Below are 24293 nucleotides of genomic sequence, written 5' to 3' on the forward strand. Positions count from 1 at the left end.
CAACTTTTTCTTTTTCCAAAACATTGAAGATTGGAACTGCAATAAAAAATCCGCCTCAATTTTTATTGTGAGACAGATTCTTTTAACTTATTCTTGATTCTTGGCTCTTGAATCTTTTTACATATTTCTTCTATATTTTCCACCTACTTCAAATAATGCATTCGTAATTTGTCCAAGAGAACAATATTTTCCGGCTTCCATCATCACTTCAAATAAATTTTGCTGATTGATGGCTGCTTTTTGAAGTTCTGCGAGCATTTCGTCGGATTTATCAGAATGTGCATTCTGAAAATTTTCCAAATTGGAAATCTGCATCTGCTTTTCTTCTTCGGTAGAACGGATCACTTCGCCCGGAAGAACCGTAGGTGAACCGTCTTTTCCAAGGAAGGTATTTACGCCGATAATCGGATATTCTCCTGTGTGTTTCAGCCATTCGTAATGCATACTTTCTTCCTGAATTTTTGAACGCTGATACATCGTTTCCATAGCACCCAAAACGCCGCCTCTTTCGGTAATTCTGTCGAATTCCGCATAAACGGCTTCTTCAACAAGGTCGGTTAATTCTTCAATAATAAATGAACCTTGCAACGGATTTTCGTTTTTCGCCAAACCTAATTCTTTGTTGATAATCAACTGAATAGCCATTGCTCTTCTTACAGATTCTTCGGTTGGAGTAGTAATCGCTTCGTCGTATGCATTGGTGTGAAGCGAGTTACAGTTGTCGTAAATCGCGTACAAAGCCTGAAGTGTTGTTCTGATATCGTTGAAATCAATTTCCTGCGCGTGAAGGGATCTTCCGGAAGTCTGGATGTGGTATTTCAGCATCTGGGAACGTTCATCAGCGCCGTATTTGTATTTCATCGCTTTGGCCCAAATTCTTCGTGCAACTCGGCCAATCACCGCATATTCAGGATCGACGCCGTTGGAGAAAAAGAAGGAAAGGTTTGGTGCGAAAGCATTGATGTCCATTCCTCGGCTCAAATAATATTCAACATAAGTGAAACCGTTTGCCAAGGTGAACGCCAATTGCGAAATCGGATTTGCACCGGCTTCCGCAATGTGATAACCGGAAATGGAAACCGAATAGAAATTTCTCACTTTTTCTTTGATGAAATATTCCTGAACGTCGCCCATCAATCTCAAAGCAAATTCAGTGGAGAAAATACAGGTATTTTGTGCCTGATCTTCTTTCAAAATATCCGCTTGAACTGTTCCACGAACTGTTGCGATGGTTTCTGCCTTAATTTTATTGTAAACTTCCGCGTCCAAAACTTCATCACCGGTAATTCCCAACAATTTTAAACCCAAACCGTTGTTGGAAGGCGGCAATTCTCCGTTATAAGTTGGTCTTTTTAAACCTTTATCGTCAAATTTTTCTCTGAGTTTTGCGTCAACTTTATCCCAAAGATTATTTTCTTCGATGTATTTTTCACAATTCTGATCAATCGCTGCATTCATAAAAAACGCCAACAGCATTGGAGCCGGACCGTTAATCGTCATTGAAACGGAGGTCAAAGCATTAATCAAATCAAAACCGGAATACAGTTTTTTCGCATCATCCAAAGTTGCGATCGAAACTCCGGCGTTTCCAATTTTTCCGTAAATATCTGGTGGTAATGCAGGATCCTGTCCATATAAAGTCACAGAATCGAATGCTGTTGATAATCTTTTCGCAGGCATTTCCGCCGAAACATAGTGAAATCTTCGGTTGGTTCTTTCCGGACCGCCTTCTCCGGCAAACATTCTTGTTGGATCTTCTCCGGTTCTTTTGAAAGGGTAAATTCCGGCAGTGTAAGGAAATTCTCCGGGAACATTTTCCTGACTTTTCCAACGGATCAGATCGCCCCAATCCTGAAATTTCGGCAAGGCAATTTTTGGAATTTTCAGTCCAGATAAACTTTCAGAGGTTGTATTTACTTTAATTTCTTTGCCACGAACGAAATAAGAATAGGTTTCCTGCTTCATTTCCTCCTTGAAATGGTGCCATCCATGAAGGAAAGCCGTGTTTTCTTCCGTTAAATCTTTTTTGGTTTTGATGAAAACTTTTTCCAGTTTTTCGGCAGTTGCTTCATCATTGGTAATGAAAGTTTTTGCACCGTCGATCATGTAAAGTTTCTGAGCGATTTTTGCCTGTTCTTCAGCGGTTTTATCATAACCACGATTGTTTTCGACGATCTCGGAAAGGTAACGAACTCTTTTTGGCGGAATTACAGTGGTGTCGTCAGAAACATTCTGTTCCACGAACTCTCCAAATCCAAGATTTTCAAATTTAGCGTTGACTTTTTTAATCAGTTCATTGTATAATTCTGTCGTTCCCCAATCGTTAAACTGGCTGGCTTTTGTGGAATAGACCGGCATGCTTTCCAACGGCTGGTCGAACGCAACGTGATTTCTCTGGTATTGCTTTTTTACGGCTTGAAGCGCATCCAAAGCACCTCTTTTGTCGGATTTGTTTAAAGCAATCAAATCTGCATAATCCAGCATATCAATTTTTTCCAACTGAGTTGAAGCACCATATTCAGGCGTCATCACGTACATTGAAACGTCAGCAATTTCTGTAATTTCTGAACCGGATTGCCCAATTCCGGAGGTTTCCAGAATGATTACATCAGGATTGGCTAGCTTCAAAACATTTAAAGCAGAATGAATATATGGTGAAACCGAAACATTATTCTCACGCGTTGCCATTGATCGCATATAAACGCGCTTATCGTTGATGGAATTCATGCGGATTCTGTCGCCCAAAAGTGCACCTCCCGTTTTCTTTTTAGAAGGATCTACAGAAATGATCGCGATTTTTTTATTTGGATTGGCGCGCAAAAATCTACGCACAATTTCATCTGTTAATGAAGATTTTCCGGCACCACCGGTTCCTGTAATACCGATGATTGGAATATTAAAGTTTTTGGCTTTATCATCGATGGCTTTTACCAAATCTTCCTTCTCATCAGAAAAATTTTCAACGGCTGAAATAATTTGGGAAATGGATTTTGAATCTTCAAAAGTGATTTTATCTAAATCAGCAACGGTAACATCTTTTCCCGTTGCGAAATCTGATCGTTGAACCAAATCGTCGATCATTCCCTGCAAACCCAATTCACGGCCGTCATCCGGAGAATAAATTCTGTCGATTCCGTACTCCATTAAATCCTTGATTTCTTCCGGCAGAATTACACCGCCACCACCGCCAAAAATTTTTATTTTAGGGGCACCCTTTTCTCTCAAAAGGTCATAGATGTATTTAAAATACTCATTGTGTCCACCTTGATAAGATGTTAAAGCAATTGCATTTGCATCTTCCTGAATCGCAGTGTTCACAACTTCTTCCGCGGATTTGTCGTGTCCAAGGTGAATGACTTCGCAGCCGGTTCCCTGAATGACACGGCGCATAATATTAATCGCTGCATCGTGCCCGTCGAAAAGCGATGCGGCGGTCACGATTCTTACTTTGTTTTGTGGTTCGTATTTTTGAGTTTCCATAAAGGATTTATAAAATTTTTGGAATTTCTCAAAGATAAGAAATTGAGTAAAACTGTGAAATTCATTCTAATTTATTGGCTTTCAGTTTATAGTTTACTTTATATAATTAATTGTGTTTAACAAAATATGCAAAAATGATTGCCTTTAATTTTATTTTTTAGATTTGCAGTGTTATGAAAAAATCTATTCTATATTTAATAGCAGGAACAGTACTAAGCTTTTTTCTTCAATATCTTTTATTGGGGACACAAGGTTGGAAGGTAGATTTGTATAATGCTTTTGCCTTTGGTTTAGGATGGGGAATGGCTTATTTTGTGGACAGACCTGAATGGCCGCTTTTCAAAAAGCTGGGAATTTCTTTTATTGGAGTAGCGCTTATTGTGGTATTGGGATTATTGTTGTTTGATTTTGACACTGCTGTACCATCCATTATTAAATTCTCAACAGTTTTTGTAGCCTACTACCTGATAGCAAGTTTTAGGGAAAGCAAATCGTTAAGACAATAATAAAAACAAAAAGGACTGAAAAAATCAGTCCTCTTTTTTGTATATGAATGTGTTTTTAGGGTGGAAGAATCCTTCCTTTGTAGCCAAAATCGCTACGTCCACTCTTTTGCAAGTTCTGTACCAAAGTATTTCCTTATTTGGTGAATTATTAATTTATTTTTTAAAGCAACCCTCAAAGTGTTGAATTTCAATAATATTAAATTTAATAGGGTAGAAAGTTTTTTCAATCCGAAAAAAAATCATACCTTTGCACACCCTTATTGGGAAAATTATGTTTAACCGTAAACGAAAAAGTGTGAATACATTAAGTTACAAAACCGTTTCAGCTAACAAAGCTACCGCTAATAAAGAATGGGTTGTGGTAGACGCTGAAGGACAACCGTTAGGAAGATTGGCTTCTAAGGTTGCAAAGATTTTGAGAGGAAAGCACAAAACGAACTTTACGCCTCACGCAGACTGTGGAGATAACGTAATCGTTTTGAATGCTGGGAAAGTTACTCTTTCCGGAAACAAGTGGGCTGACAAGACTTATATTTGGCATACTGGTTACCCAGGTGGTCAAAAGTCTCAGACAGCTGAAGAGCTATTGAAAAAAGATCCTATGAAAGTTTTGGAGAAATCTGTAAAAGGTATGCTTCCAAAAAACAAATTAGGTTCTCAGCTGTTCAAAAACCTTTATTTATATGAAGGAACTGAGCACAAACACGAAGCTCAACAGCCGAAAGTAATTAATATTAACGAATTCAAATAATTAATATGTCTACAGTTCATAAAATCGGAAGAAGAAAAACTTCTGTAGCAAGAGTTTATGTGAAGCCTGGTACAGGAAACATCACAGTAAACGGTAAAGACGCTAAAACTTATTTCTGTACTGATGTTTTGGTATACAAACTAAACCAACCTTTCCTTTTAACAGAAACTGCAGGTCAGTACGATGTTAAAGTAAATGTTTTTGGTGGTGGTATCACCGGACAGGCAGAAGCAATCAGACTAGGACTTTCTAGAGCAATGTGCGAAATCAACGAAGAATTCAGATTGGCTTTGAAACCGGCTGGACTTCTTACAAGAGACGCTAGAATGGTAGAAAGAAAGAAACCAGGACAGAAAAAAGCGAGAAAAAGATTCCAATTCTCAAAACGTTAATCAAGAAGATTCGAGATACGAGACACAAGATTCGAGACTTTCAAAAATCTTTGTTCTTGGCTCTTGGTTCTATTATCTAATCAAAAAAATGCCCCGTTTAGTTTAGCATCCAAACGTTTCTCCCATCTAAAGAAACTGTTGATTGCACAAAAGCGGAACGTAAACTAAAAACAAAAAAGAGACATGGCTAAAGCAAATGTTAAAGACCTTTTAGAGGCAGGTGTACACTTCGGTCACATGACCAGAAAGTGGAATCCAAATATGGCTCCATACATTTTCATGGAGAAAAACGGTATTCACATCGTAGACTTACATAAAACAGCTGTAAAATTGGACGAAGCTTGTAACGCTTTGGAAAAAATTACTTCTGCAGGTAAAAAAGTTCTTTTCGTAGCTACTAAAAAACAAGCTAAGGAAATCGTAGCAAAACACGCTACGGAATTGAACATGCCTTATATTACAGAAAGATGGCCAGGTGGAATGTTAACAAACTTTGTTACAATCCGTAAAGCTGTTAAAAAAATGAACGCTATCGACAAAATGAAGAAAGACGGTACTTTCGAAACTTTGTCTAAAAAAGAAAGATTGCAAGTTGACAGACAGAGAGCTAACCTTGAGAAGAACTTAGGTTCTATCGCTGACATGGTGAGACTTCCTTCTGCTCTTTTTGTAGTTGATATCTTAAGCGAGCATATCGCTGTAACTGAAGCTAAAAAATTGGGTATCCCGGTTTTCGCTATCGTTGATACGAACTCTGACCCAAGAAAAGTGGATTATGTAATCCCTGGAAACGATGATGCTTCTAAATCTATCGATATGATTCTTTCTGTAGTTTTAGATTCCATCAAAGAAGGTTTGTCTCAGAGAAAAGCTGAAAAAGAAAAATCTAAAGAAGAAGGAGAAAAAGTATCTGCTGATGCTGATGCTGATTTCGATGCTGCTGCTGAATAAGATTTTGAAATCTTACATATAAAATCGGCTCGCGAAAGCGAGCCGATTTTTTTTATGAAAAATATTTAATTTATTGCTTTTTAACCGGGTCAGAAGATTTAGCAAAACTTCTGTTTTGCTGCATATTAATCACAGGATTATTAAGGATAACCAAGGTGTTTTTCATGATAGATTTGCTGGAGTTGTATTTCGCATCACAAACGTTGCTTGTTAACAGATAATCGCCTTTGTTGATGACTACAGAACTTTCACCATGTGCAGGAACTGCAAGATTATAGAAATTTCTCCCTTGAATTCTCAAAATCATATTACAATCCGAGTTATTCTGAATTAATAGAATAGCTTCTTTTCTGTTAATATCCTGATCGAAAAGCGTATTGAGAAGTTTTACTGTTTTTTCCTTGTGTGCTGCAGAAGATTGCGTCATCAGCTGTGTAAATTCTTTTGCCTCTGAAGAATTAGGGTTGTCAACAACACTTTTAGGTATTTCTGCAACAACAGGGCGTGCTTCCATCGGTTTTGCAGTTGCTTTACCTTTCGTCCACTCTGTATTTTTTAAGGCAATAAGTTTTGGTTTTAAAACTGTTCTGCGCGGATCTTCCGGATGTGCAGTTCTAAGGAAACTTTCAATTTCCCTAATATTGGTGCTTTGTAGTATGTTTTTGTTGTTTTTTTGTGCAGACAGTGTCATAAAGCTCAGGAATCCGAGCGCAAGCATAATTTTCTTCATCAATGGTTTAGTGTGTGTTTTTTTCTCTTTTTTCTTTTTTTTATTTGATTCTAAATTTTATATAGGTTATTGTTTTTCCTTTGGCAGAGAACAGCCCTTCATAGTATGTCTGTATTTCTCTTAAAAGTGGGGTTTCCGGATCATATTCCGGAGCTCCGTAAATATCGTGATGAGCAGTTAAAATTTCATAACCCATCCCTTGAAGCAATCCTAAGGTATAACCATGCAGAAATTCTGAATCGGTTTTTAGGTGAATAATTCCGCCCGGTTTTAGAATTCTTTTATAACGTTCCAGAAAATCCGGATGCGTCATTCTGTGTTTTGTTCTTCTGTATTTAATTTGTGGATCCGGGAAAGTAATCCAGATTTCATCCACTTCATCTTTCTCAAAAAAATAATCAACCAATTCAATTTGCGTTCTCAGGAAAGCAACGTTGGTCATATTTTTTTCCACTGCTTCTTTGGCTCCGAACCAAAATCTTGCTCCTTTGATGTCAATCCCAATGAAATTTTTCTTCGGGAAAGCTTTCGCAAGTCCTACTGAATATTCACCTTTACCGCAGCCTAATTCCAAAACTATCGGGTTATCATTTTTAAAAACCTCGCTTCTCCATTTTCCTTTCAAATCAAAGCCTTCTAAAGCCTCTTCTCTGGTTGGCTGATAAACATTTGGTAATATTTTGTTTTCTGCGAATCGTGCTAATTTATTCTTTCCCATTTTTAATCTTAACGAGCGCAAAAATACTTAAAAAGTAATTGATTTAGAATGATATTGATGAGTTATTTTCCAGGATTATCCAATGAAACCATTATCGCTTTTTGAACGGTTTTCTGTGAAGCGTACTGAGCACCGCAAACCAAGCTGGTGAAAAGATAATCTCCTTTGGTGATTACAATAGAATTTTCACTTTTGGATGGAATGGCGAGTCGGTATTTCATATTTCCGGCGCCATCCATTCTTACAATAATATCACAGGCAGATTTGTTTTCCACCATTACAATAACTTCTGTACTCGAAATATCATTGTCAAAAAGTTTGTTCAGAAGTTTTACCGTCTTTTGTTTATGTTCTTCGGGCGTAGAATTAAATAAAAGATTGAATTCATCCTGTTCCGGGTTCACATTACTTCCGGCTGTTCCTGCGGGAACTGTAATATTGTTGTAAGCAGGAGTTGCGGCAGGTTTACTTCCTGCATAAACGCCTTTCTGCTGTGCTTCCAGATCTTCCTTGTATTTTTTAATCTGTTTCTGTTTGATGATCGCGTTCATCTCTTCGAAACTGATTTTTGTATTGGGTCTTTTCTTGAGGAGCGCCAGTTTTTCCTGAAGTTCTTTTATTCTTTGGTCACTTGGATGGGCAGTTTTAATATAATCTTTTATTAAATCCATCAAACGCGGTTTCAAAACGGCTCTTCGTGGATCATTGGGATGTGCAACATTTAGGAAGGCATCAATTTCGTAGATGCTTTTGCTCTGCATAATATTTTTGAAATCCTTCAGCTTTTGCTGTGCCGGTAAAATACTGAATGCAAAAAGGCAAAGAATATAAAAAAATGGTTTCATCATTTATTTGTTTCCCTGCCAAGTTAAAAAGAAATTTAGTTTAAAACTTCAATTATATGTGAGTTTCTTAACCTTCTCTGGTAAATCGGCAAGTATTTTTCAATATAAGGTTTTGTACCCTCAATGTTATTAACTTCCAAATAGGGATTTATATTGTCTGAAGTATAAACAAATTGTAAAAAATTATCAATCAGGTTTTTAGGAATCTTTATGTTGGCGAAATATTCCTCACCAAAATAATTTTTCATGGTAGCAATTCCCTTATTCATTTTTTCGTATTCGTAAAGACGCTGCTTCTTTTTTCTGTCGCCCGAAATAATATCGTAAATACTTTCAATGCTAAAAGATAAACCGCCACCTGCAAGCGAAGCCACAGGAATTTGTGGCGGATTTCCATCTCCTTTTGGAGCAGGAAGACCAATGATTTTTGCAATTGCTAAAGATTTTTCTTCTTTTTTAAGTGCTAAAACATCCGTTTTAAGGTTTCCGGTCGGTTTAAATTTGATCACGATTTCCGGAATCTCTATATATCCTTCTTTTAATTCAATAAAATTTGTGGAATTAGAAAGTGATTCTGAAGTTAAAGTGATGTCCTTTCTTTCTGTAATGATGGAGGTGAAACGAATAACATCTCCTGCTTTCGCATTAATTTTAAATTCGCCGTTGTAATCTGAAATAACGGTTTTATGCTCATTCATATTCGTCACATAAACCTGGTTGAGATAAATAATAGAATTATCCCTCATAAAAATTTGTCCGCTGAAAACCTGTGCTTGAACTTTTGCAAGAAACAGCAAAATAAAAACTGATAGTACCTTCTTCATATCCTGCAAAAATAGAGATAAAATAGAGTGTTATTCTCTGTTAGAGTGCAGGAAACGGTTAAAGTTATATTAAAGTTTGAAAGAAATGTGTTAAAAATTATTCTCTGTTTTTAACTAAAATCCAACCTTGAAGAAGATCCACATCAGAATCTGGATAATCCTGCCATTTCAAAAGATACCAATAGGTTCCCGTTGGTATTGCAAATCCGTTATACCGGCCATTCCAGATAAAATTGTTTTCTGTGTTTCCTTCAAATACTTTTTTGCCGTAACGGTCATAAATTTCAAAAACCGGACTCACTTTTTCGTTTAAAGCAGAGACATCAATTTTGTCATTATAGCCATCACCGTTTGGAGTTACAACGTTAGTGATACCAATAACCGAAAAATATTTCATTACAGGAAGACAATTGTTAACCGACTTAATAAATACGGTGTAATAACCTTTTCCTTCGCTAATCGGGACTTCCACTGTTCCGGAAGAATATTCCTGATATTCCGAATCGTTTGGTATATAATCAAGCGGAAGTTTTCCTTTCTTTACCAGTATATAATATGGCAAATTTCCTTTTTCAATATAAATTACAGCAGAAGTTTGTCCTTTTACATCAATATACTTTATTTCGGGAAGTTCATAGGTTTTTAGACTAATTTTAGCGGGTTTCAAACGGTTATCACATCCGAACACATTGGTAATTTTAACATAAATGGTAAGATTTGGTTTTGAATAATAACTCTGAATATCGGAATCTGGAATTCTGCTTGTAAATGCAGCATCCGTGTAATATTCGTAAGAAATGAACTCTGGATTTACATTTAGTTGTTCAAATGCATTTTTAAGATTGTAAATGCCATTTCCGTTTCGGTCTAAACATTCGGTAATTTCAACGTCCTGTGTTTTAATCTGAACAATATTTACAGTTACGGTAACTTCTTCATATTCCGGAAAATCAACGCCCGCCTGTTCCAAATAATAGGTGAAAGCTACCTGTTCTTCTCTAGTATTATTAGCATCAAAATGGATGTTTCCTGCAGCGTCTACGTACGCTTTTCCACCTGAAGGCTGCGAAATAATTGCAGTTTTCGAAACATCAATTAATAGAGCCGGATTTTTTGTTAGTACAGGAGTAATTACAGGAATACTGTTACAAGCGCCAATTCTGTAATTTCTCTTGGTGTACATTGGGCATTTAATATATTTAAACTCTTTTGTTGTTTGCGGAGGTGAACAGGAATATTTGGTAACGGTAACTTTATAATAACCAAAATTAGTTCCGGGGTTTATAGCATAACCGGTGTCTGGAAGTTTTACCCAAGAAATATTATCTGTACTAAAATACCACTCATATTTATTATAAAAATCATCTACTTCTAATATTTGCCCGTTTGCACAGCTTCCGCTTTTCGAAATAGAAGGAATAGAGCTGAAGCCCGCAAAATAGCCACCAAATCCAGCCGGTCCGGAACCACCTGCAATTCCTGCTGTAATGGCTCTGTCATTAGATGTCTGAATGGTTTGGTTTCCCGAAACAGCTAATTTCGAGTAAACCTCCCATCCTGAAGAACCCGGAACTGTAAATGGACCAAGTAAATCGGTGGTAGAACCATTTACGGTAAGAGACGAACCTTTTTGAGCAAGAATATTCAGTTTAACGTTATGATATTCCTGAAAACCGATGTTTGATGCCGTTAAGGGTAAATGATTTACTTCGCTCATTTCATCGATTTTTGAAGGAAGAAAACAGGATAGTGCGGGAATAAGGTTCATTCCTCCGGAAGGTTTTTCCTGCGAAGCGCTTCCTGCTAAAATTTCATAAACGTAAGCATTTTTACTTGTTTTGATGTATAGTGCGTAAATGTTGTTGGCTTTATCCAACGGTGTATAAGATGTGCTGTTGACAAAAACAAACTGTCCCGCTTTTGCAATAGTGAAATCAGGAGTTGCACTGTTATTTAGAAAAATATCTGTATTATCTTGCGTCGCAACAATCAATGTAGATTCTATAGCTGAATCCGGAAAATTACCGTTTCCACCCATTACGATGAATTCTTTACCTGTTTTCTCAACGGGAACGGATTGGTCCATAAAAATATCCACGCCGTCTGTTGAAATTCTTCCACTAAAACTTCCGTTTGAAACGGTAATTGGTTTATCCGAATTTATTTTTGCGCCAATTAACCCCTGTAATCCGAAGTTGGTGCCTTCGTCCACTTCAAAAATGTAAGATTCACCTTTGTTTAAAATGATATTTTTTGTTGCAGTAGCTGAAGCGTCATTAGTAAAAATAAGCGCATTACTGTACCCGGAAAGTGTTACAGAAGTTCCGTTTTCGGTAGCCAAAATGCTTGCTTCGTAATTTGACCTTGCCGTTGAATTCAGTGAAGGCATTCCCAGGTAGAATTCATTTCCTAAAGCTGCCTTTCCTTTTGAAGTTACAATTTCCGCATGATTTGGAACGGAAAAACGCAGTGTTGCAAAATATTTTTTTGTACCAACTAAATGAAGTCCTTTTTGCGGAAGAACCACACTGCATTCAGAATCTTCTTCAGTGATGATATACTGTCTTGGAACAACAAAGGTTTGCGGAGATCCTTTTTTTAAACTTACACTGCCAATTAAGCTGTTGCCACTATAAATCTGTACATTAAAAGCAGCAGTTTCGGAAGTGGACAAATAAACAGCCTGATAATTATAATTTCCGGCAGAGTAGTTGCTTTTCATCGGCGCAAACCAATGTTCCGTATCCATCTGTGCAGATAGAAAACTGAAAATCAGAATAAGGAAAAAAGTAATTGTTTTTTTCAAGCAGAAAATTTTGGATAACAAATGTAGGCAAAAAAGAAAAACCCCGCTCTAAAAAGCAGGGTTTCAGTATGTTTTATTTTCTTTAGATTAAGAAAGAGAAACTCTTACGAATCCAAGAACTTCTACGTCATCACCAAAAGTTTTCACGTAATCTGAAACTTTTTTGCTGTCGTCTTTAATGAAGTTTTGGTCAAGAAGGGCTTTTTCTTGGTCAAGAGAAGTGTTATCGCTAATGAATCTCTGGATTTTTCCCGGAAGGATTTTATCCCAGATTTGTTCTGGCTTTCCTTCAGCTTTCAATTCTGCTTTTGCATCTTCTTCAGCCTGAGCGATAATCTCGTCATTCAACTGAGAGTAAGATACATATTTTGGTACATGCTTCAAAGGCTTACCTAATCTTACCAATTCTTCGTTATCTTTAATGATTGCAGCAATTCTTGCATCTGTTTCAGTTGCAACAAATTCCGGAGTAAAGTTTTTATAAGACAATGTATCAGGAGCCATAGATGCAACTTGCATTGCAACATCTTTTGCAAGACCTGCAGCGTTATCGAAATTTTTAGAAAGAGAAGCGATTGCAGCAATTTTGTTACCTGCGTGAATGTAAGTTCCCAAGAAAGGACCTTCGATTGTTTCGTAAGAACCAACTTCGATTTTCTCTCCGATAACTCCTGTTTGCTCAATTAATTTTTCAGCAACAGTTACACCGTTGAAATCAGAAGCTAAAAACTCTTCTTTAGTTTTACCTACAGCAGCTTCAGCCAATTCGTGAGCTAATTTTACGAAAGCATCGTTTTTAGCAACGAAGTCAGTTTCACAGTTCAAAGCGATAATAACACCTTTCGTGTTGTCTCCGTTTACTTTAGCAATTACAGCACCTTCAGCAGATTCTCTGTCTGCTCTGTTTGCAGCAACTTTCTGTCCTTTTTTTCTAAGGATATCAATTGCTTTATCGAAGTCTCCTTCTGCCTCTGTTAAAGCTTTTTTGCAGTCCATCATTCCTGCACCTGTTGTGTTTCTTAGTTTAGCTACGTCAGCCGCTACTGGTGTATACATAATATAATTTTTATTTAAAAAATTTTGGTTAATTTGTGCCAAATTTGGTGGCGCAAAGATAAGAAATTATCTGCAAACTAAAAACAGACTTTTAACGTTATCAGTATTAATTAATCTAAACTTAAAACGCCTGAAAAATGAATAAATTTTTATGTCTTGTTTTTGTTTTGTTTACTTTTTTTGCTTGCGGACAAAGCAAAATTACAGCAGAACAGGTGGAAAAAACGAATGACCCAAAAGTAGTTGCAGGTTTCATTAAAGCCAACCCAGATCATCCTAAAACACCGGAATTCAAAAGAAAATTATACGCCATGGTAATGGGAGATCAACCTGCTGTTGCCAAACCTGAAGTGAAGAAACTGGAACCCGCAGCTTTGAAAAAAGAAATTAAGCAGGATGTGAAAGCCGGAAAAACAGATGCGAAAACCCAAAAAACGGTGGATTTGCTGAATCATCTTTTTAACAGCGATCCGAATTCTAAAGAAGCTTATATTCAGATTGAAAATAAATCCAAATGTAATTTGATTGTGAAAATTAGCGGAAAGAAGTTCTACAACTTGGATGTCCCGGCAAAAAACAAAAATTTTATCCTGGTTGATAAAGGAACTTATACATTGACAACCAGCGTTTGTGATGCCAAATATTCTTCCGTAAAAAATATGAACAAGGATTTAGCCATCATTCTGAACGCACCGAAATAGTTACACAGAATTAATACAAAATAAAAAAGGTTAAGAGAATTTCCTAACCTTTTTTTATCTGATAATCAAATTTTTATCCTTTGAATTCACCCATTGCGATGAATTTTTGCTGACGCTGTTCAATGAGTTCTTTTTCGTTGAATTTTTTGAATGCTTTAATATTGTTCAGGATAGAATCTCTTACATGTTGATAAGCAACTTGCGGATCGTATTGTGCTCCACCAAGTGGTTCTTCTATAATTCCGTCGATAATTTTATTCTCAAGCATATCTTTTGGAGTCAGTTTCAGTGCATTTGCTGCATCTTCTTTATGATCCCAGTTTCTCCAAAGGATAGATGAACAACTTTCCGGCGCAATTACAGAATACCAGGTGTTTTGCAACATATATACTTTATTTCCAACACCAATTCCCAAAGCACCACCACTTGCACCTTCCCCTATAACGTAAGTGAAAATAGGCGTTTTCAGCTGTACCATTTCGAAAATATTTTTCGCAATCGCTTCGCCCTGTCCTCTTTCTTCTGCCTCCAAACCAGGGTAAGCTCCTGGTGTATCCAGTAAAGTTACAATCGGAAGTTGAAACTTTTCAGCCAACTTCATCAAACGCAACGCTTTTCTGTAACCTTCCGGATTTGGCATCCCAAATCTTCTGCGTTGCCTTTCTTTAGTGGTTCTTCCTTTCTGGGTTCCAATGAACATTACCGTTTGGCCGTCGATTTTTGCTAAACCTCCTACCATTGCAGGATCGTCAGCAAAATTTCTATCACCGTGAAGCTCCATGAAAGTGTCTTTATCCGCAATTCCGTTGATGAAATCCAGTGAATAAGGACGGTCCGGATGTCTTGAAAGTTGTACGGTTTGCCAAGGCGTAAGATTTCCGTAGATTTCTTTCTTCTTTTCGATGATTTTATCTTCGATTTGGCTGCATGCCAATTTTACATCAACACCGCTTTCTTCTCCTACCAAAGAACAGGTTTGGTACTGATCCATCAATTCTTTTATCGGTAGTTCGAATTCTAAATATTCCATTTTGTTTCCTAGGATTAATCTTCAAATTTAATAAAAAAAATGCGCAGTTAGGCGATATTATTCACTGCATTTGTAATTCTCGCTACAGTTTCCTCTTTTCCAAGGATTTCCATAATATCCGGAACATCGGGTCCTTTCAGTTCGCCCACTAAAGACAAACGAAGCGGCATCATTACTTTCCCCATTCCTAAAGATTTCTGCTCTGCAAAATCATGAATCGCCTGTTTTAAATTTTCTGAGTTGAAATCTGTAGTGTTTAAAACAGCTGCAAATTCAGATAAATTAGCTGAAGTTTCTTCGGTCCATGCTTTTTTAGAGGCTTTTTCATCGTAAGAAGTTGGAGGTTCGAAGAAAAATTTGCCATCATTGTAAATGTCTTTCACAAAAGTAGCGCGTTCTTTCATTAAAGAAATGATTTTCAGTAATTTATCATCATCAAAACCTTGTAAATTGATATCTTTTTCTGCTTTTAAAAGGTTCAAAACTTCTTCGTCAGTTTTGGTTTTCAGATATTCGTGGTTAAACCATTCTGCTTTTTCTTTGCTGAATCTTGCTCCGGCTTTATGAACTTTATGCAGGTCAAATTCTTTCACCATTTCCTCCAAAGAAATAATTTCTCTGTCATTTGCCGGACTCCATCCCAACAAAGCTACCATATTGATAAAGGCATCCGGAAGATATCCGTTTTCGCGGTAACCGGCTGAAATATTTCCTGTTTCAGGGTCTTTAAAGTTCAAAGGAAATACCGGGAAACCGAATTTATCTCCGTCTCTTTTGCTCAGTTTTCCTTTTCCTTCCGGCTTCAAAATCAAAGAAAGATGGGCGAATTCCGGCGCTGTCCAACCCATTGCTTCATATAATAAAACATGAAGTCCCATTGATGGAAGCCATTCTTCACCACGAATTACGTGGGAAATTTCCATTTCATGGTCGTCAATAATATTCGCGAAATGATAAGTTGGCATTCCGTCATTTTTCACCAAAACTTTATCATCTAATGTATTGGTATTCACAGAGAATTTTCCGCGAATTATGTCTTCAAGGTTCAAAACTCTGTCGAAAGGCATTTTAAATCTCACAACATACGGCGTTTTTGCCTCCAATAATTGCTGTACTTCTTCCTGAGGAAGCGAGACACTGTTTTTCAGTCTCGGTCTTGTTTGATAATTGTAAGAAAAAACATCTCCTTTTTCTTCAAATTCCGCACGAATGGCATCCAGTTCTTCCGGAGTGTCGAAAGCGAGATAGGCATAATCCGTCTTCAGGATTTGCTCTGTGTATCTGTCGTAAATATCACGCCTTTCACTCTGTCTGTAAGGCGCAAATTTTCCTCCGTGTTTCGGGCTTTCGTCGGGTACAATTCCGCACCATTCCAAAGCTTCCATAATATAATCTTCTGCACCTTCAACGTAACGTGCTGTATCGGTATCTTCAATTCTTAAAACGAAATCGCCACCCTGATTTTTTGCAAACAGATAATCGTATAAAGCTGTTCTTACTCCGCCTAAATGCAGTGGTCCGGTTGGACTTGGCGCAAAACGCACTCGTACTTTGCTCATAACAAAATTTTAAGGTGCAAATGTAAGAAAAAACGGCTTCTTTAGCGATAATTTCTTTATTTTTGAGCTTTATATCCAAGATGGCAAAAATTCATAAAACTTTAAAACTGAAGTATTATATCAAATCATTTTTGATCAAGAGTTTGCCCACCGAAAGTGTTGATAAAAAGAAGAAAAAGCTGATTTCAAAACTTTCAATTGCAGAAGTAGAAGCTTTAAAACAACGGGTTGATTATTACTGCAAACTCGAGCGCCAGCAAAATGTCACTTTTAAAAATACCGTTAGAGATTTAAAAAAACCTGTTACACCGAAAGCATATTATTTTGATACTTATGAATATGCGCGATATTTTGATGAAAATCAGAAAATTAATTATGAATTTGGTGATGTAACCTGGATTCCCAAAGTTCCGGCCATCGTAAAAAGCAGACCTATTTCTGATGATAACCAAAATGCCGTTCTTCTCAATTTAGATAAAGCGAGACATTTCGTTTTTGTTGAAAATGACAAAAATTTTTTGGAAAAAAAAAGATTTGATGATTGGTCGCGCTGCTGTTTATCAGGAACACCGTTACAAATTTTACGAACAATATTTCAATCATCCGCTTTGCGATTTGGGACAGGTGAACAAAAGGCAGGGAAATCCAGCTTGGCTGAAACCTAAAATACCGATAGAAAAGCATTTGGATTATAAATTTATCCTGAGTCTTCAGGGAAATGATGTGGCGACGAATTTAAAATGGATCATGTCTTCAAATTCCATCGCAGTAATGCCAAAACCAACTTTGGAAACCTGGTTTATGGAAGGAAAACTGGAAAGCGGAAAACATTATATTGAAATCAAGCACGATTATTCCGACCTGGAAGAGCAACTGAATTTTTATATTGCTCATCCGGAAAAATGTTTGGAAATAATCAAAAATGCACACGAACATTGCGCGCAGTTTTTCAATAAAAATTCAGAGGATTTGTGCAGCCTTTTGGTGCTTGAAAAATATTTTAATCTTTCGAAATAAAGCGGTAAACACCGTCTTCACATCTTACGATATTTTCCTGTAAAGCGCGGTTCAGAATTTCATCATTCACTGGCAAAGCATCGCGTTTTTCTTCTTTATGATACAGATGATAACCAATTGCAGCATATCGAATATCTTTCCGTTTTACGCCACTGTTAAACAGTCTCGCTGCAAACTCGCTGTCTTCTCTTCCCCAACCTACAAATTCGTTGTTGAAACCATTAACAGTCAATGCATCTGTTAAAAAGAAACTCATGTTACAACTGCGAATTCCTTTATGATAATGCGGTTTTTCTTTGTGGATGATATTATTAATCCAAGGCATTCTCCAAGCGGAAAATCTTTTTTCAAACCTTTGCTCAACACCTTTATCAAACCATTTAATTAAAGGATACTTTTCCGGAGTGTTTAGTATTTCCTGTGTTTTTTCGATCGTCATCAACATTCTTCCGCCTTGAAGCATTACTTTCTTTTTAGCGAATTTAATGTGGTCTTCAATAAAATTTGGGTGCATCACAATGTCACCGTCAATTAAAATAACATATTCTCCGGTAACCTTTGCCAAGGCTCTGTTTCTGGCTTCTGCAACGCGAAATCCATTGTCCGGTTGCCAACTGTGGATAAGTTCTACGGGTAAAATATTTTTGTAATGTTCGATAACCTGTTTTGTAGCTCCTTTAGAACCATCATCCGCAACAATAACCTGTTTTGGTAAAACCGTTTGAGATAAAACAGACTGCAAAACTGAAGTTAAAGCATCTGGACGGTTGTAAGTAGTGATGATTAAACTTACATCTAATCTGTCGTTGGCTTCTGTAAGTTTCAAATATTTAAAATAAGAACCCATGGCGTTGGTTGCTGAAATTACAAATCCGTCGCGACCGTCTGTAATTCCTTTTTTCAGAATATAACTTTTGAAAAATGCGAAAAATCCATGATTGATGGCTGATAAAAGACTGGATTTCTTAGAAAAACGGTGTTCCTGTGCATACAAAGTGGAATATTGCTGCATTTTGTTGATTAAATCTGCCGCGCCATCAAATGAATAATGAAGAAAAGGAGTTTTTAATTGCTGAATCTTAACGTTTTGTGGGATAATTAACGACTCGTGAACCTGTTTATTATCAAATTTTATTATTGAACGGTGATACATCCTTTTCACGACATCAGGATACCAACCGCAGGTTTTGATCACCTTTTTTCTGTAATGGTTGAGTCTGGAAAAAGAATACACAGTTTCTTTTTTGCTGAGGTCTATTTTTTTTATCTCATCAATTAAATCTTTTGGGAAAACTTCGTCGCTGTCGATATTAATAACCCACTCGTTTTTGGCGTGTTCTGCAGCCAAATTTTTCAAAGGACCAAAGCCAATAAACGGAGAAAGGACCACTTTCGCATTAGCAAAACATTCTGTAATTTCAATAGTATTATCGGTAGAACCATTGTCGAGAACGACAACTTCGTCGAATTGCGATAATGCTTCCAAAACTTCTGCTAAATATTTCGAAGAATTTTTGGTGAGTAAGGTTACAGAAATTGGCAGTTGCTCCATGCTTATAAGGTCCTCCAACAAATTGGGAATTCATCGCTTAAAGTTGATCACTGTTTTTTCGATAATTGCAACACATTCCAAAAGTTGCTCTTCTGAAATCACCAAAGGTGGAGCAAGACGGATGATGTTTCCGTGTGTTGGTTTTGCAAGAAGTCCGTTTTTCATTAAATCAACACAAAGATTCCAAGCAGTAGGAGAGTGTTGAGAATCGTTGATGATAATGGCATTCAATAATCCTTTACCACGAACGGAAGCGATTAAATCTGTTTTTTCTATCAATTTTTTAATTTCATCGCGGAAAAGCTGTCCCAATTTTTCAGCTCTTTCAGAAAGCTGTTCTTCTTCCACAACTTCTAAAGCTGCCGTAGCTACCGCACAAGCTAAAGGATTTCCACCGAAAGTAGAACCGTGTTGACCAGGGTGAATCACGTTCATGATTTCATTGTTGGCCAAAACTGCAGAAACAGGATACATCCCTCCGGAAAGAGCTTTACCAAGAATTAAAATATCAGGCTGAACATTTTCATGATGACAGGCAATTAATTTACCGGTTCTTGCAATTCCGGTTTGAACCTCGTCTGCAATAAATAAAACGTTATATTTTTTACAAAGTTCGGATGCTTCTTTTAAAAATCCTTCGTCCGGAACAAAGACACCTGCTTCACCCTGAATAGGTTCTACCAAAAATGCGGCAATATTTTCTGAATCATCTTTCAGAACCTGCTCTAAAGATTTTAAATCGTTATAAGGAATTTTGATAAATCCGGGAGTGAAAGGTCCATAATTGTTGTTGGCATCAGGGTCATTTGAGAAGGAAACAATCGTAGTTGTTCTTCCGTGGAAATTATTTTCGCAAACGATAATTTTTGCATTGTTTCCGTGGATTTTTTTTACTTCGTAACTCCACTTTCTTGCTAACTTAATAGCTGTTTCCACCGCTTCAGCACCAGAATTCATCGGCAAAACTTTATCGAAGCCAAAAAGAGAAGTGATTTTCTTTTCGTAAACTCCAAGATTTGCATTGTAAAATGCTCTGGAAGTTAAGGCCAGTTTTTGCGCCTGATTTACTAACGCGTCCACAATTTTTGGATGCGAATGTCCTTGATTTACAGCGGAATAAGCTGAAAGAAAATCGTAATATTTTTTACCCTCAACATCCCAAACAAAAACACCTTCTCCTTTTTCCAAAACTACAGGAAGCGGGTGATAATTGTGTGCGCCGTGTTCGTTTTCGAGGTCAATAAAATATTGAGCGTTTTTCTGTTGAGTTGCTGTAGACATATCTTTTTACTTTTTCACAAATTTAATGAATATTGGCGAGATGAATTCATAAAAAAACCGCCTTTTCGGCGGTCTCAGTATTTTAATTATTGTCGTACTTTTTATCCATCACAAAATCCTCCATGAATTTCGTAGTGTAGTTTCCGCCCAAATAATTTTCGTCTTCCATCAGTTGTCTGTGGAAAGGAATTGTTGTTTTTACACCTTCAATATAGAACTCTTCTAAAGCTCTTTTCATTTTTGCAATGGCTTCTTCACGGGTTTGTGCTGTTGTGATCAGCTTTGCAATCATCGAGTCGTAGTTCGAAGGAATAGTGTATCCTGAGTAAACGTGCGTATCAACACGAATTCCGTGTCCGCCAGGAATATTTAAACTTGTTATTTTTCCAGGGCTGGGTCTGAAATCGTTATAAGGATCTTCAGCATTAATTCTACATTCAATAGAATGAAGTTTTGGATGATGGTTAATCCCTGAAATTGGAGTTCCTGCGGCCAAAAGAATTTGCTCTCTAATCAAGTCATAATCAATAACTTGCTCTGTAATTGGATGCTCTACCTGAATTCTGGTATTCATCTCCATGAAATAGAAATTTCTGTGTTTGTCCACCAAAAATTCGATGGTTCCAACACCTTCATAACCAATATATTCTGCAGCTTTTACGGCAGCTTCACCCATTTTTTCACGAAGTTCGTCCGTCATGAATGGGGAAGGAGTTTCTTCCGTTAGTTTTTGGTTTCTTCTCTGTACTGAACAGTCTCTTTCCGAAAGGTGACAAGCTTTACCAAACTGGTCTCCCGCAACCTGAATTTCGATATGACGAGGCTCTTCAATCAATTTTTCCATGTACATACCGCCGTTTCCAAAAGCAGCAACTGCTTCCTGAATTGCAGATTCCCAGTGTTCTTTCAGGTCTTCGGCTTTCCAAACAGCTCTCATTCCTTTTCCACCACCACCTGCTGTAGCTTTAATCATAACAGGATAACCAACTTCTTCTGCCAACTGTGCTGCGTGTTCGTAAGAATCAATCAAACCTTCTGAACCGGGAACACAAGGAACGCCGGCTTCTTTCATGGTTGCTTTAGCGTTGGCTTTGTCTCCCATTCTGTCGATTTGTTCCGGAGTTGCACCGATAAATTTAATGCCGTTTTGCTGACAAATTCTGGAGAAATTAGAATTTTCTGAAAGGAAACCGTAACCGGGGTGAATGGCATCTGCATTGGTAATTTCGGCAGCAGCAATAATATTTGGAATTTTCAGATAAGAATCCTTGCTCATCGCAGGACCAATACAAACTGCCTCATCAGCGAATCTTACATGTAAACTGTCTTTATCCGCAGTGGAATAAACAGCTACTGTCTTGATTCCCATTTCTTTGCAAGTACGCAAAATACGCATTGCAATTTCGCCTCGGTTGGCTATTAATATTTTTTTGAACATCTTAATAAAATTTGAAAATTAGATAATTTGAAATTTTGAAAATATTTGATTGTAAATCATTTATCAATCATCAATTATCATTTATTAAGAAGGGTCAACTAAGAATAAAGGCTGGTCATATTCTACAGGAGTAGCATCATCCACCAAAACTTTTACAATTTTTCCTGATACTTCAGATTCAATTTGGTTGAAAAGCTTCATTGCTTCGATAACACAAACTACTTTTCCTGAAGAAACCTCGTCGCCAACATTTACAAAAACGTCTTTGTCTGGAGAAGGTTTTCTGTAGAAAGTACCAATCATTGGAGATTTTATAGTAACATACTTGCTGTCATCAGAAGCAGCAGCTTCAGCAGGAGCTGCGGTAGGTGTACTTGGAGCAGCCGGAGCAGTAACTTGTTGTGGAGCAGTTTGATAAACTGCAGGTTGAGGCATATAGCTTACTTCGCTTCCTGCAAGTGGAGTTTTAATGGTAATTTCAAAATCTTTTGTTTTGTATTTTACTTCAGAAACCTCTGCTTTCGATACAAATTTGATGAGATTTTGTATGTCTTTAATGTCCATAATGTGTTGTTTGATTATTATGTCAAAGATACCAAAAAAACACAAAAAACAACAAAAAACCACTCAATTTTATGAAAAATCGAGTGGTTTTTGTATAAAAATGAAGTTTTTCTAAGAAATGCTCTTAGTTCTCTTCTGTAGTTTCTGTTGCTTTTTCCATTACTACTTTTCCTCTGTAGTAAAGTTTTCCTTCATGCCAGTGAGCTCTGTGGTATAGGTGCAATTCTCCTGAAGCTGCATCTTTTGCCAATTGAGGAACTTCTGCTTTGTAGTGAGTTCTTCTCTTATCTCTTCTTGTTGACGATTGTCTTCTCTTTGGATGTGCCATTTTCTTATAATTTTTTTTGATGAGTGATGAGTTGTTGATTGCTCAATCCTCATCATTTAAACTATTTTAATTTTTATCTTTTAACTTTTTTAATGCGTCCCATCTTGGATCGCTGTCGTGTTCTTGTTCCTCTTCGATTTCTTTTGGGCTGAATTTTTCCAGTGCTTCCAAATCTTTTTCCGAAACATTCGGCGAGATTTTTTTCATTGGAATAGAGAGCATTACATCTTCATAAATCAGTTGCGAAACATTGAAGGCATGATCATTCGTTGGAATGGTAATAACGTCTCCGTCGCTGTCGTCGTACTCTTCGCCAAAATTTACAAGAACTTTTATATCGTTTTCAATCGGATGGTCGAAAGGGTCGTTTGTGATATCACAAATAAGCCTTACTGTTCCTTTTGTTGCGATAACAAATTCTAAGAAAGTAGAGTGTTTATCCATGTAAACATCTGCTACGATTTTAGGATCTGTAAATTCCTGTTCGGTATCAAAAAGTTGAAAGAACTCCTTATCTATCTCAAATCTGAACTCGTGTTTCCTGTTTTTAAGTCCTGAAAACACTACGTCGTAGTTTCTAAACTTGTCCATAAAATGAGTGTGCAAAAATATGCATTTTTTTTAATATTACAAATAATTTTTCAAAACAATTGTGTTGGAAGAAAATTTAATGTTCTGCTTCTTCCGGAAGGTCTTCGTCGATGCCGTTTCCTACTGCATTTTTACGGGGTTGAAGACGGTTGTTCATGAGCTCGTTATATTCTCTTCTGTTTCTAAAAATTTTAATGGCCGCGAAAATAGCTTCGGTAAAACTCTGTTCATCCGCAATGTTCTGTCCTGCAATATCATATGCAACGCCGTGATCGGGTGAAGTTCTGATAAATGGAAGTCCGGCAGTGTAATTTACGCCTTCTTCATAAGCTAAAGTTTTGAAAGGAGCCAAACCTTGATCGTGGTACATTGCTAAAACAGCGTCGTAATTTTTGTATTTGTTCGGTTGGAAAAAACTGTCCGCTGGAAACGGTCCGAAAGCCATTACTCCGTTGTCAAAAAGTTCTTTAATTGCAGGTTCGATGATTTCAATTTCCTCGCGACCGATAACGCCACCGTCCCCGGAATGAGGATTCAAGCCAAGAACTGCAATTTTCGGTTTTTGAATGCAGAAATCTTCAACCAAACATTGGTTGAGCAATTTAATCTGCTTTTTAATTTTTTCTTTAGAAATATTCTGCGCAACATCTGCAATGGGAATGTGATGAGTAGAAACCGCCACTTTCAAATCGTCTGTTACCAAAAACATCAAGCCTTTTTTACCAAATTTTTCTTCTAAATATCCTGTATGACCTGCATGTTTAAAGCCCTGTTTTACCATTTCATCTTTGTTGATAGGTGCGGTGACTAAAACATCAATTTCTCCGTTCATCAAAGAGTTTGTGGCTGCTTCCAAAGAATCAATGGCCATTTTGGTGGATTCTTCAGTTGGTTTTCCTAATTCAACATTCACGTTGTCTTTCCAAAGGTTCACCATATTAATTTTTCCACCTTGTGCCTGTGTTGCATCGGTAATATAATTAAAATTATGCTGAAGCTTGAAAATATTCTTCTGATAAGTAAATAGCTTACCCGAACCAAAAATAATTGGTGTAAAAAAATCGGTAATATTTTTGTCCTGCAGAGACTTCATAATGATTTCCGGACCAATGCCGTTGAAGTCGCCAATCGAAATTCCTACCCTTACTTTATGCTGTTTGGTGCTCATTTTTA

23 protein-coding genes are annotated in these 24293 nt (G+C 37.0%); 7 read left to right on the forward strand and 16 right to left on the reverse strand.

Annotation, left to right across the window (positions count from 1 at the left end; all coding sequences use genetic code 11):
• Positions 1-117: 117 nt before the first annotated feature.
• A complete protein-coding gene (locus Q0252_RS02710) occupies positions 118-3480 on the reverse strand; it encodes a methylmalonyl-CoA mutase family protein (RefSeq protein ID WP_297983513.1) in 3363 nt (1120 codons plus the stop codon).
• A gap of 173 nt (positions 3481-3653) precedes the next feature.
• Here Q0252_RS02710 and Q0252_RS02715 point away from each other — a divergent pair, with 173 nt between their 5' ends.
• From Q0252_RS02715 to rpsB, 4 genes are all read left to right on the forward strand, one after another.
• Positions 3654-3986 carry a hypothetical protein gene (locus Q0252_RS02715; RefSeq protein ID WP_297983516.1) on the forward strand — a complete coding sequence of 111 codons (333 nt, stop codon included), beginning with the start codon at positions 3654-3656 and terminating at the stop codon, positions 3984-3986.
• Positions 3987-4281: 295 nt separating this feature from the next.
• Positions 4282-4737: a 50S ribosomal protein L13 gene (gene rplM / locus Q0252_RS02720; protein ID WP_297983606.1), complete on the forward strand. Its 456-nt coding sequence runs from the start codon at positions 4282-4284 to the stop codon at positions 4735-4737.
• A gap of 5 nt (positions 4738-4742) precedes the next feature.
• The gene (rpsI, locus tag Q0252_RS02725) at positions 4743-5129 is read left to right on the forward strand and encodes a 30S ribosomal protein S9 (RefSeq protein WP_297983518.1); all 387 of its coding nucleotides are present in this window, start codon (positions 4743-4745) and stop codon (positions 5127-5129) included.
• Positions 5130-5312: 183 nt separating this feature from the next.
• Positions 5313-6080, forward strand: coding sequence for a 30S ribosomal protein S2 (gene rpsB, locus Q0252_RS02730; protein WP_297983521.1), 768 nt, complete (start codon positions 5313-5315; stop codon positions 6078-6080).
• 70 nt (positions 6081-6150) lie between these two features.
• On the opposite strand, the gene Q0252_RS02735 is transcribed toward rpsB, so the two are convergent.
• From Q0252_RS02735 to tsf, 6 genes are all read right to left on the reverse strand, one after another.
• Complete coding sequence (locus tag Q0252_RS02735; protein WP_297983524.1) at positions 6151-6810, reverse strand: DUF6759 domain-containing protein; 660 nt, start codon at positions 6808-6810, stop codon at positions 6151-6153.
• A gap of 40 nt (positions 6811-6850) precedes the next feature.
• Positions 6851-7528, reverse strand: a complete 678-nt coding sequence (gene trmB / locus Q0252_RS02740; RefSeq protein ID WP_297983527.1) for a tRNA (guanosine(46)-N7)-methyltransferase TrmB — start codon at positions 7526-7528, stop codon at positions 6851-6853.
• Between the two features lie 62 nt (positions 7529-7590).
• Complete coding sequence (locus Q0252_RS02745) at positions 7591-8376, reverse strand: DUF6759 domain-containing protein (RefSeq protein ID WP_297983530.1); 786 nt, start codon at positions 8374-8376, stop codon at positions 7591-7593.
• A gap of 32 nt (positions 8377-8408) precedes the next feature.
• Positions 8409-9197 (reverse strand): hypothetical protein, encoded by a 789-nt coding sequence (locus tag Q0252_RS02750; protein ID WP_297983532.1) that lies wholly within the window; start codon positions 9195-9197, stop codon positions 8409-8411.
• A gap of 97 nt (positions 9198-9294) precedes the next feature.
• Positions 9295-11946 (reverse strand): T9SS type B sorting domain-containing protein, encoded by a 2652-nt coding sequence (locus Q0252_RS02755; protein ID WP_297983536.1) that lies wholly within the window; start codon positions 11944-11946, stop codon positions 9295-9297.
• 144 nt (positions 11947-12090) lie between these two features.
• Positions 12091-13059, reverse strand: a complete 969-nt coding sequence (gene tsf, locus Q0252_RS02760; RefSeq protein ID WP_297983539.1) for a translation elongation factor Ts — start codon at positions 13057-13059, stop codon at positions 12091-12093.
• Positions 13060-13196: 137 nt separating this feature from the next.
• On the opposite strand from tsf, the gene Q0252_RS02765 reads away from it, so the two are divergent.
• Positions 13197-13760, forward strand: a complete 564-nt coding sequence (locus Q0252_RS02765) for a DUF6759 domain-containing protein (protein WP_297983542.1) — start codon at positions 13197-13199, stop codon at positions 13758-13760.
• Positions 13761-13833: 73 nt separating this feature from the next.
• On the opposite strand, the gene Q0252_RS02770 is transcribed toward Q0252_RS02765, so the two are convergent.
• Together Q0252_RS02770 and gltX are read right to left on the reverse strand one after the other, a co-directional pair.
• Positions 13834-14790, reverse strand: a complete 957-nt coding sequence (locus tag Q0252_RS02770) for an acetyl-CoA carboxylase carboxyltransferase subunit alpha (protein WP_297983544.1) — start codon at positions 14788-14790, stop codon at positions 13834-13836.
• A 47-nt stretch (positions 14791-14837) separates the two neighbouring features.
• Positions 14838-16349 (reverse strand): glutamate--tRNA ligase, encoded by a 1512-nt coding sequence (gltX, locus tag Q0252_RS02775; protein ID WP_297983547.1) that lies wholly within the window; start codon positions 16347-16349, stop codon positions 14838-14840.
• An 80-nt stretch (positions 16350-16429) separates the two neighbouring features.
• Here gltX and Q0252_RS12275 point away from each other — a divergent pair, with 80 nt between their 5' ends.
• Together Q0252_RS12275 and Q0252_RS12280 are read left to right on the forward strand one after the other, a co-directional pair.
• Complete coding sequence (locus tag Q0252_RS12275) at positions 16430-17014, forward strand: hypothetical protein (RefSeq protein ID WP_367174809.1); 585 nt, start codon at positions 16430-16432, stop codon at positions 17012-17014.
• The gene (locus Q0252_RS12280) at positions 16974-17366 is read left to right on the forward strand and encodes a glycosyl transferase family 90 (protein ID WP_367174810.1); all 393 of its coding nucleotides are present in this window, start codon (positions 16974-16976) and stop codon (positions 17364-17366) included. The genes Q0252_RS12275 and Q0252_RS12280 overlap by 41 nt, the downstream gene beginning before the upstream one ends.
• Here Q0252_RS12280 and Q0252_RS02785 read toward each other — a convergent pair.
• The 7 genes from Q0252_RS02785 to pdxA form a co-directional block, all read right to left on the reverse strand.
• Positions 17350-18918 carry a glycosyltransferase gene (locus Q0252_RS02785; protein ID WP_297983550.1) on the reverse strand — a complete coding sequence of 523 codons (1569 nt, stop codon included), beginning with the start codon at positions 18916-18918 and terminating at the stop codon, positions 17350-17352. The two genes, Q0252_RS12280 and Q0252_RS02785, sit on opposite strands and share 17 nt — an antisense overlap.
• A 30-nt stretch (positions 18919-18948) precedes the next feature.
• Positions 18949-20199, reverse strand: coding sequence for an ornithine--oxo-acid transaminase (rocD, locus tag Q0252_RS02790; protein WP_297983553.1), 1251 nt, complete (start codon positions 20197-20199; stop codon positions 18949-18951).
• An 82-nt stretch (positions 20200-20281) separates the two neighbouring features.
• Complete coding sequence (gene accC, locus Q0252_RS02795; RefSeq protein ID WP_297983555.1) at positions 20282-21637, reverse strand: acetyl-CoA carboxylase biotin carboxylase subunit; 1356 nt, start codon at positions 21635-21637, stop codon at positions 20282-20284.
• An 84-nt stretch (positions 21638-21721) separates the two neighbouring features.
• Entirely contained in the window at positions 21722-22201 is a 480-nt protein-coding gene (gene accB / locus Q0252_RS02800; RefSeq protein ID WP_297983557.1) for an acetyl-CoA carboxylase biotin carboxyl carrier protein, read from the reverse strand.
• 124 nt (positions 22202-22325) lie between these two features.
• Entirely contained in the window at positions 22326-22529 is a 204-nt protein-coding gene (rpmF, locus tag Q0252_RS02805) for a 50S ribosomal protein L32 (RefSeq protein WP_297983558.1), read from the reverse strand.
• A gap of 66 nt (positions 22530-22595) precedes the next feature.
• Positions 22596-23120 carry a DUF177 domain-containing protein gene (locus Q0252_RS02810; protein ID WP_297983561.1) on the reverse strand — a complete coding sequence of 175 codons (525 nt, stop codon included), beginning with the start codon at positions 23118-23120 and terminating at the stop codon, positions 22596-22598.
• 76 nt (positions 23121-23196) lie between these two features.
• The gene (pdxA, locus tag Q0252_RS02815) at positions 23197-24288 is read right to left on the reverse strand and encodes a 4-hydroxythreonine-4-phosphate dehydrogenase PdxA (protein ID WP_297983564.1); all 1092 of its coding nucleotides are present in this window, start codon (positions 24286-24288) and stop codon (positions 23197-23199) included.
• Between the last annotated feature and the right edge of the window lie 5 nt (positions 24289-24293).

It is taken from the genome of uncultured Chryseobacterium sp. (genome assembly GCF_936933875.1).
Taxonomy (GTDB): Bacteria; Bacteroidota; Bacteroidia; order Flavobacteriales; family Weeksellaceae; genus CAKZIK01.

Coding starts and splice junctions, on each gene's coding strand:
- trmB (WP_297983527.1), bottom strand. CDS start 7,528: ATGGGAAAGAATAAATTAGCACGATTCGCAGAAAACAAAATATTACCA.
- Q0252_RS02755 (WP_297983536.1), bottom strand. CDS start 11,946: ATGGATACGGAACATTGGTTTGCGCCGATGAAAAGCAACTACTCTGCC.
- Q0252_RS12275 (WP_367174809.1), top strand. CDS start 16,430: ATGGCAAAAATTCATAAAACTTTAAAACTGAAGTATTATATCAAATCA.
- Q0252_RS02710 (WP_297983513.1), bottom strand. CDS start 3,480: ATGGAAACTCAAAAATACGAACCACAAAACAAAGTAAGAATCGTGACC.
- Q0252_RS02765 (WP_297983542.1), top strand. CDS start 13,197: ATGAATAAATTTTTATGTCTTGTTTTTGTTTTGTTTACTTTTTTTGCT.
- tsf (WP_297983539.1), bottom strand. CDS start 13,059: ATGTATACACCAGTAGCGGCTGACGTAGCTAAACTAAGAAACACAACA.
- rpmF (WP_297983558.1), bottom strand. CDS start 22,529: ATGGCACATCCAAAGAGAAGACAATCGTCAACAAGAAGAGATAAGAGA.
- Q0252_RS02810 (WP_297983561.1), bottom strand. CDS start 23,120: ATGGACAAGTTTAGAAACTACGACGTAGTGTTTTCAGGACTTAAAAAC.
- Q0252_RS02750 (WP_297983532.1), bottom strand. CDS start 9,197: ATGAAGAAGGTACTATCAGTTTTTATTTTGCTGTTTCTTGCAAAAGTT.
- Q0252_RS02715 (WP_297983516.1), top strand. CDS start 3,654: ATGAAAAAATCTATTCTATATTTAATAGCAGGAACAGTACTAAGCTTT.
- gltX (WP_297983547.1), bottom strand. CDS start 16,349: ATGAGCAAAGTACGAGTGCGTTTTGCGCCAAGTCCAACCGGACCACTG.
- pdxA (WP_297983564.1), bottom strand. CDS start 24,288: ATGAGCACCAAACAGCATAAAGTAAGGGTAGGAATTTCGATTGGCGAC.
- rocD (WP_297983553.1), bottom strand. CDS start 20,199: ATGTCTACAGCAACTCAACAGAAAAACGCTCAATATTTTATTGACCTC.
- Q0252_RS02770 (WP_297983544.1), bottom strand. CDS start 14,790: ATGGAATATTTAGAATTCGAACTACCGATAAAAGAATTGATGGATCAG.
- accB (WP_297983557.1), bottom strand. CDS start 22,201: ATGGACATTAAAGACATACAAAATCTCATCAAATTTGTATCGAAAGCA.
- rpsI (WP_297983518.1), top strand. CDS start 4,743: ATGTCTACAGTTCATAAAATCGGAAGAAGAAAAACTTCTGTAGCAAGA.
- accC (WP_297983555.1), bottom strand. CDS start 21,637: ATGTTCAAAAAAATATTAATAGCCAACCGAGGCGAAATTGCAATGCGT.
- rpsB (WP_297983521.1), top strand. CDS start 5,313: ATGGCTAAAGCAAATGTTAAAGACCTTTTAGAGGCAGGTGTACACTTC.
- Q0252_RS02735 (WP_297983524.1), bottom strand. CDS start 6,810: ATGAAGAAAATTATGCTTGCGCTCGGATTCCTGAGCTTTATGACACTG.
- Q0252_RS02785 (WP_297983550.1), bottom strand. CDS start 18,918: ATGGAGCAACTGCCAATTTCTGTAACCTTACTCACCAAAAATTCTTCG.
- Q0252_RS02745 (WP_297983530.1), bottom strand. CDS start 8,376: ATGATGAAACCATTTTTTTATATTCTTTGCCTTTTTGCATTCAGTATT.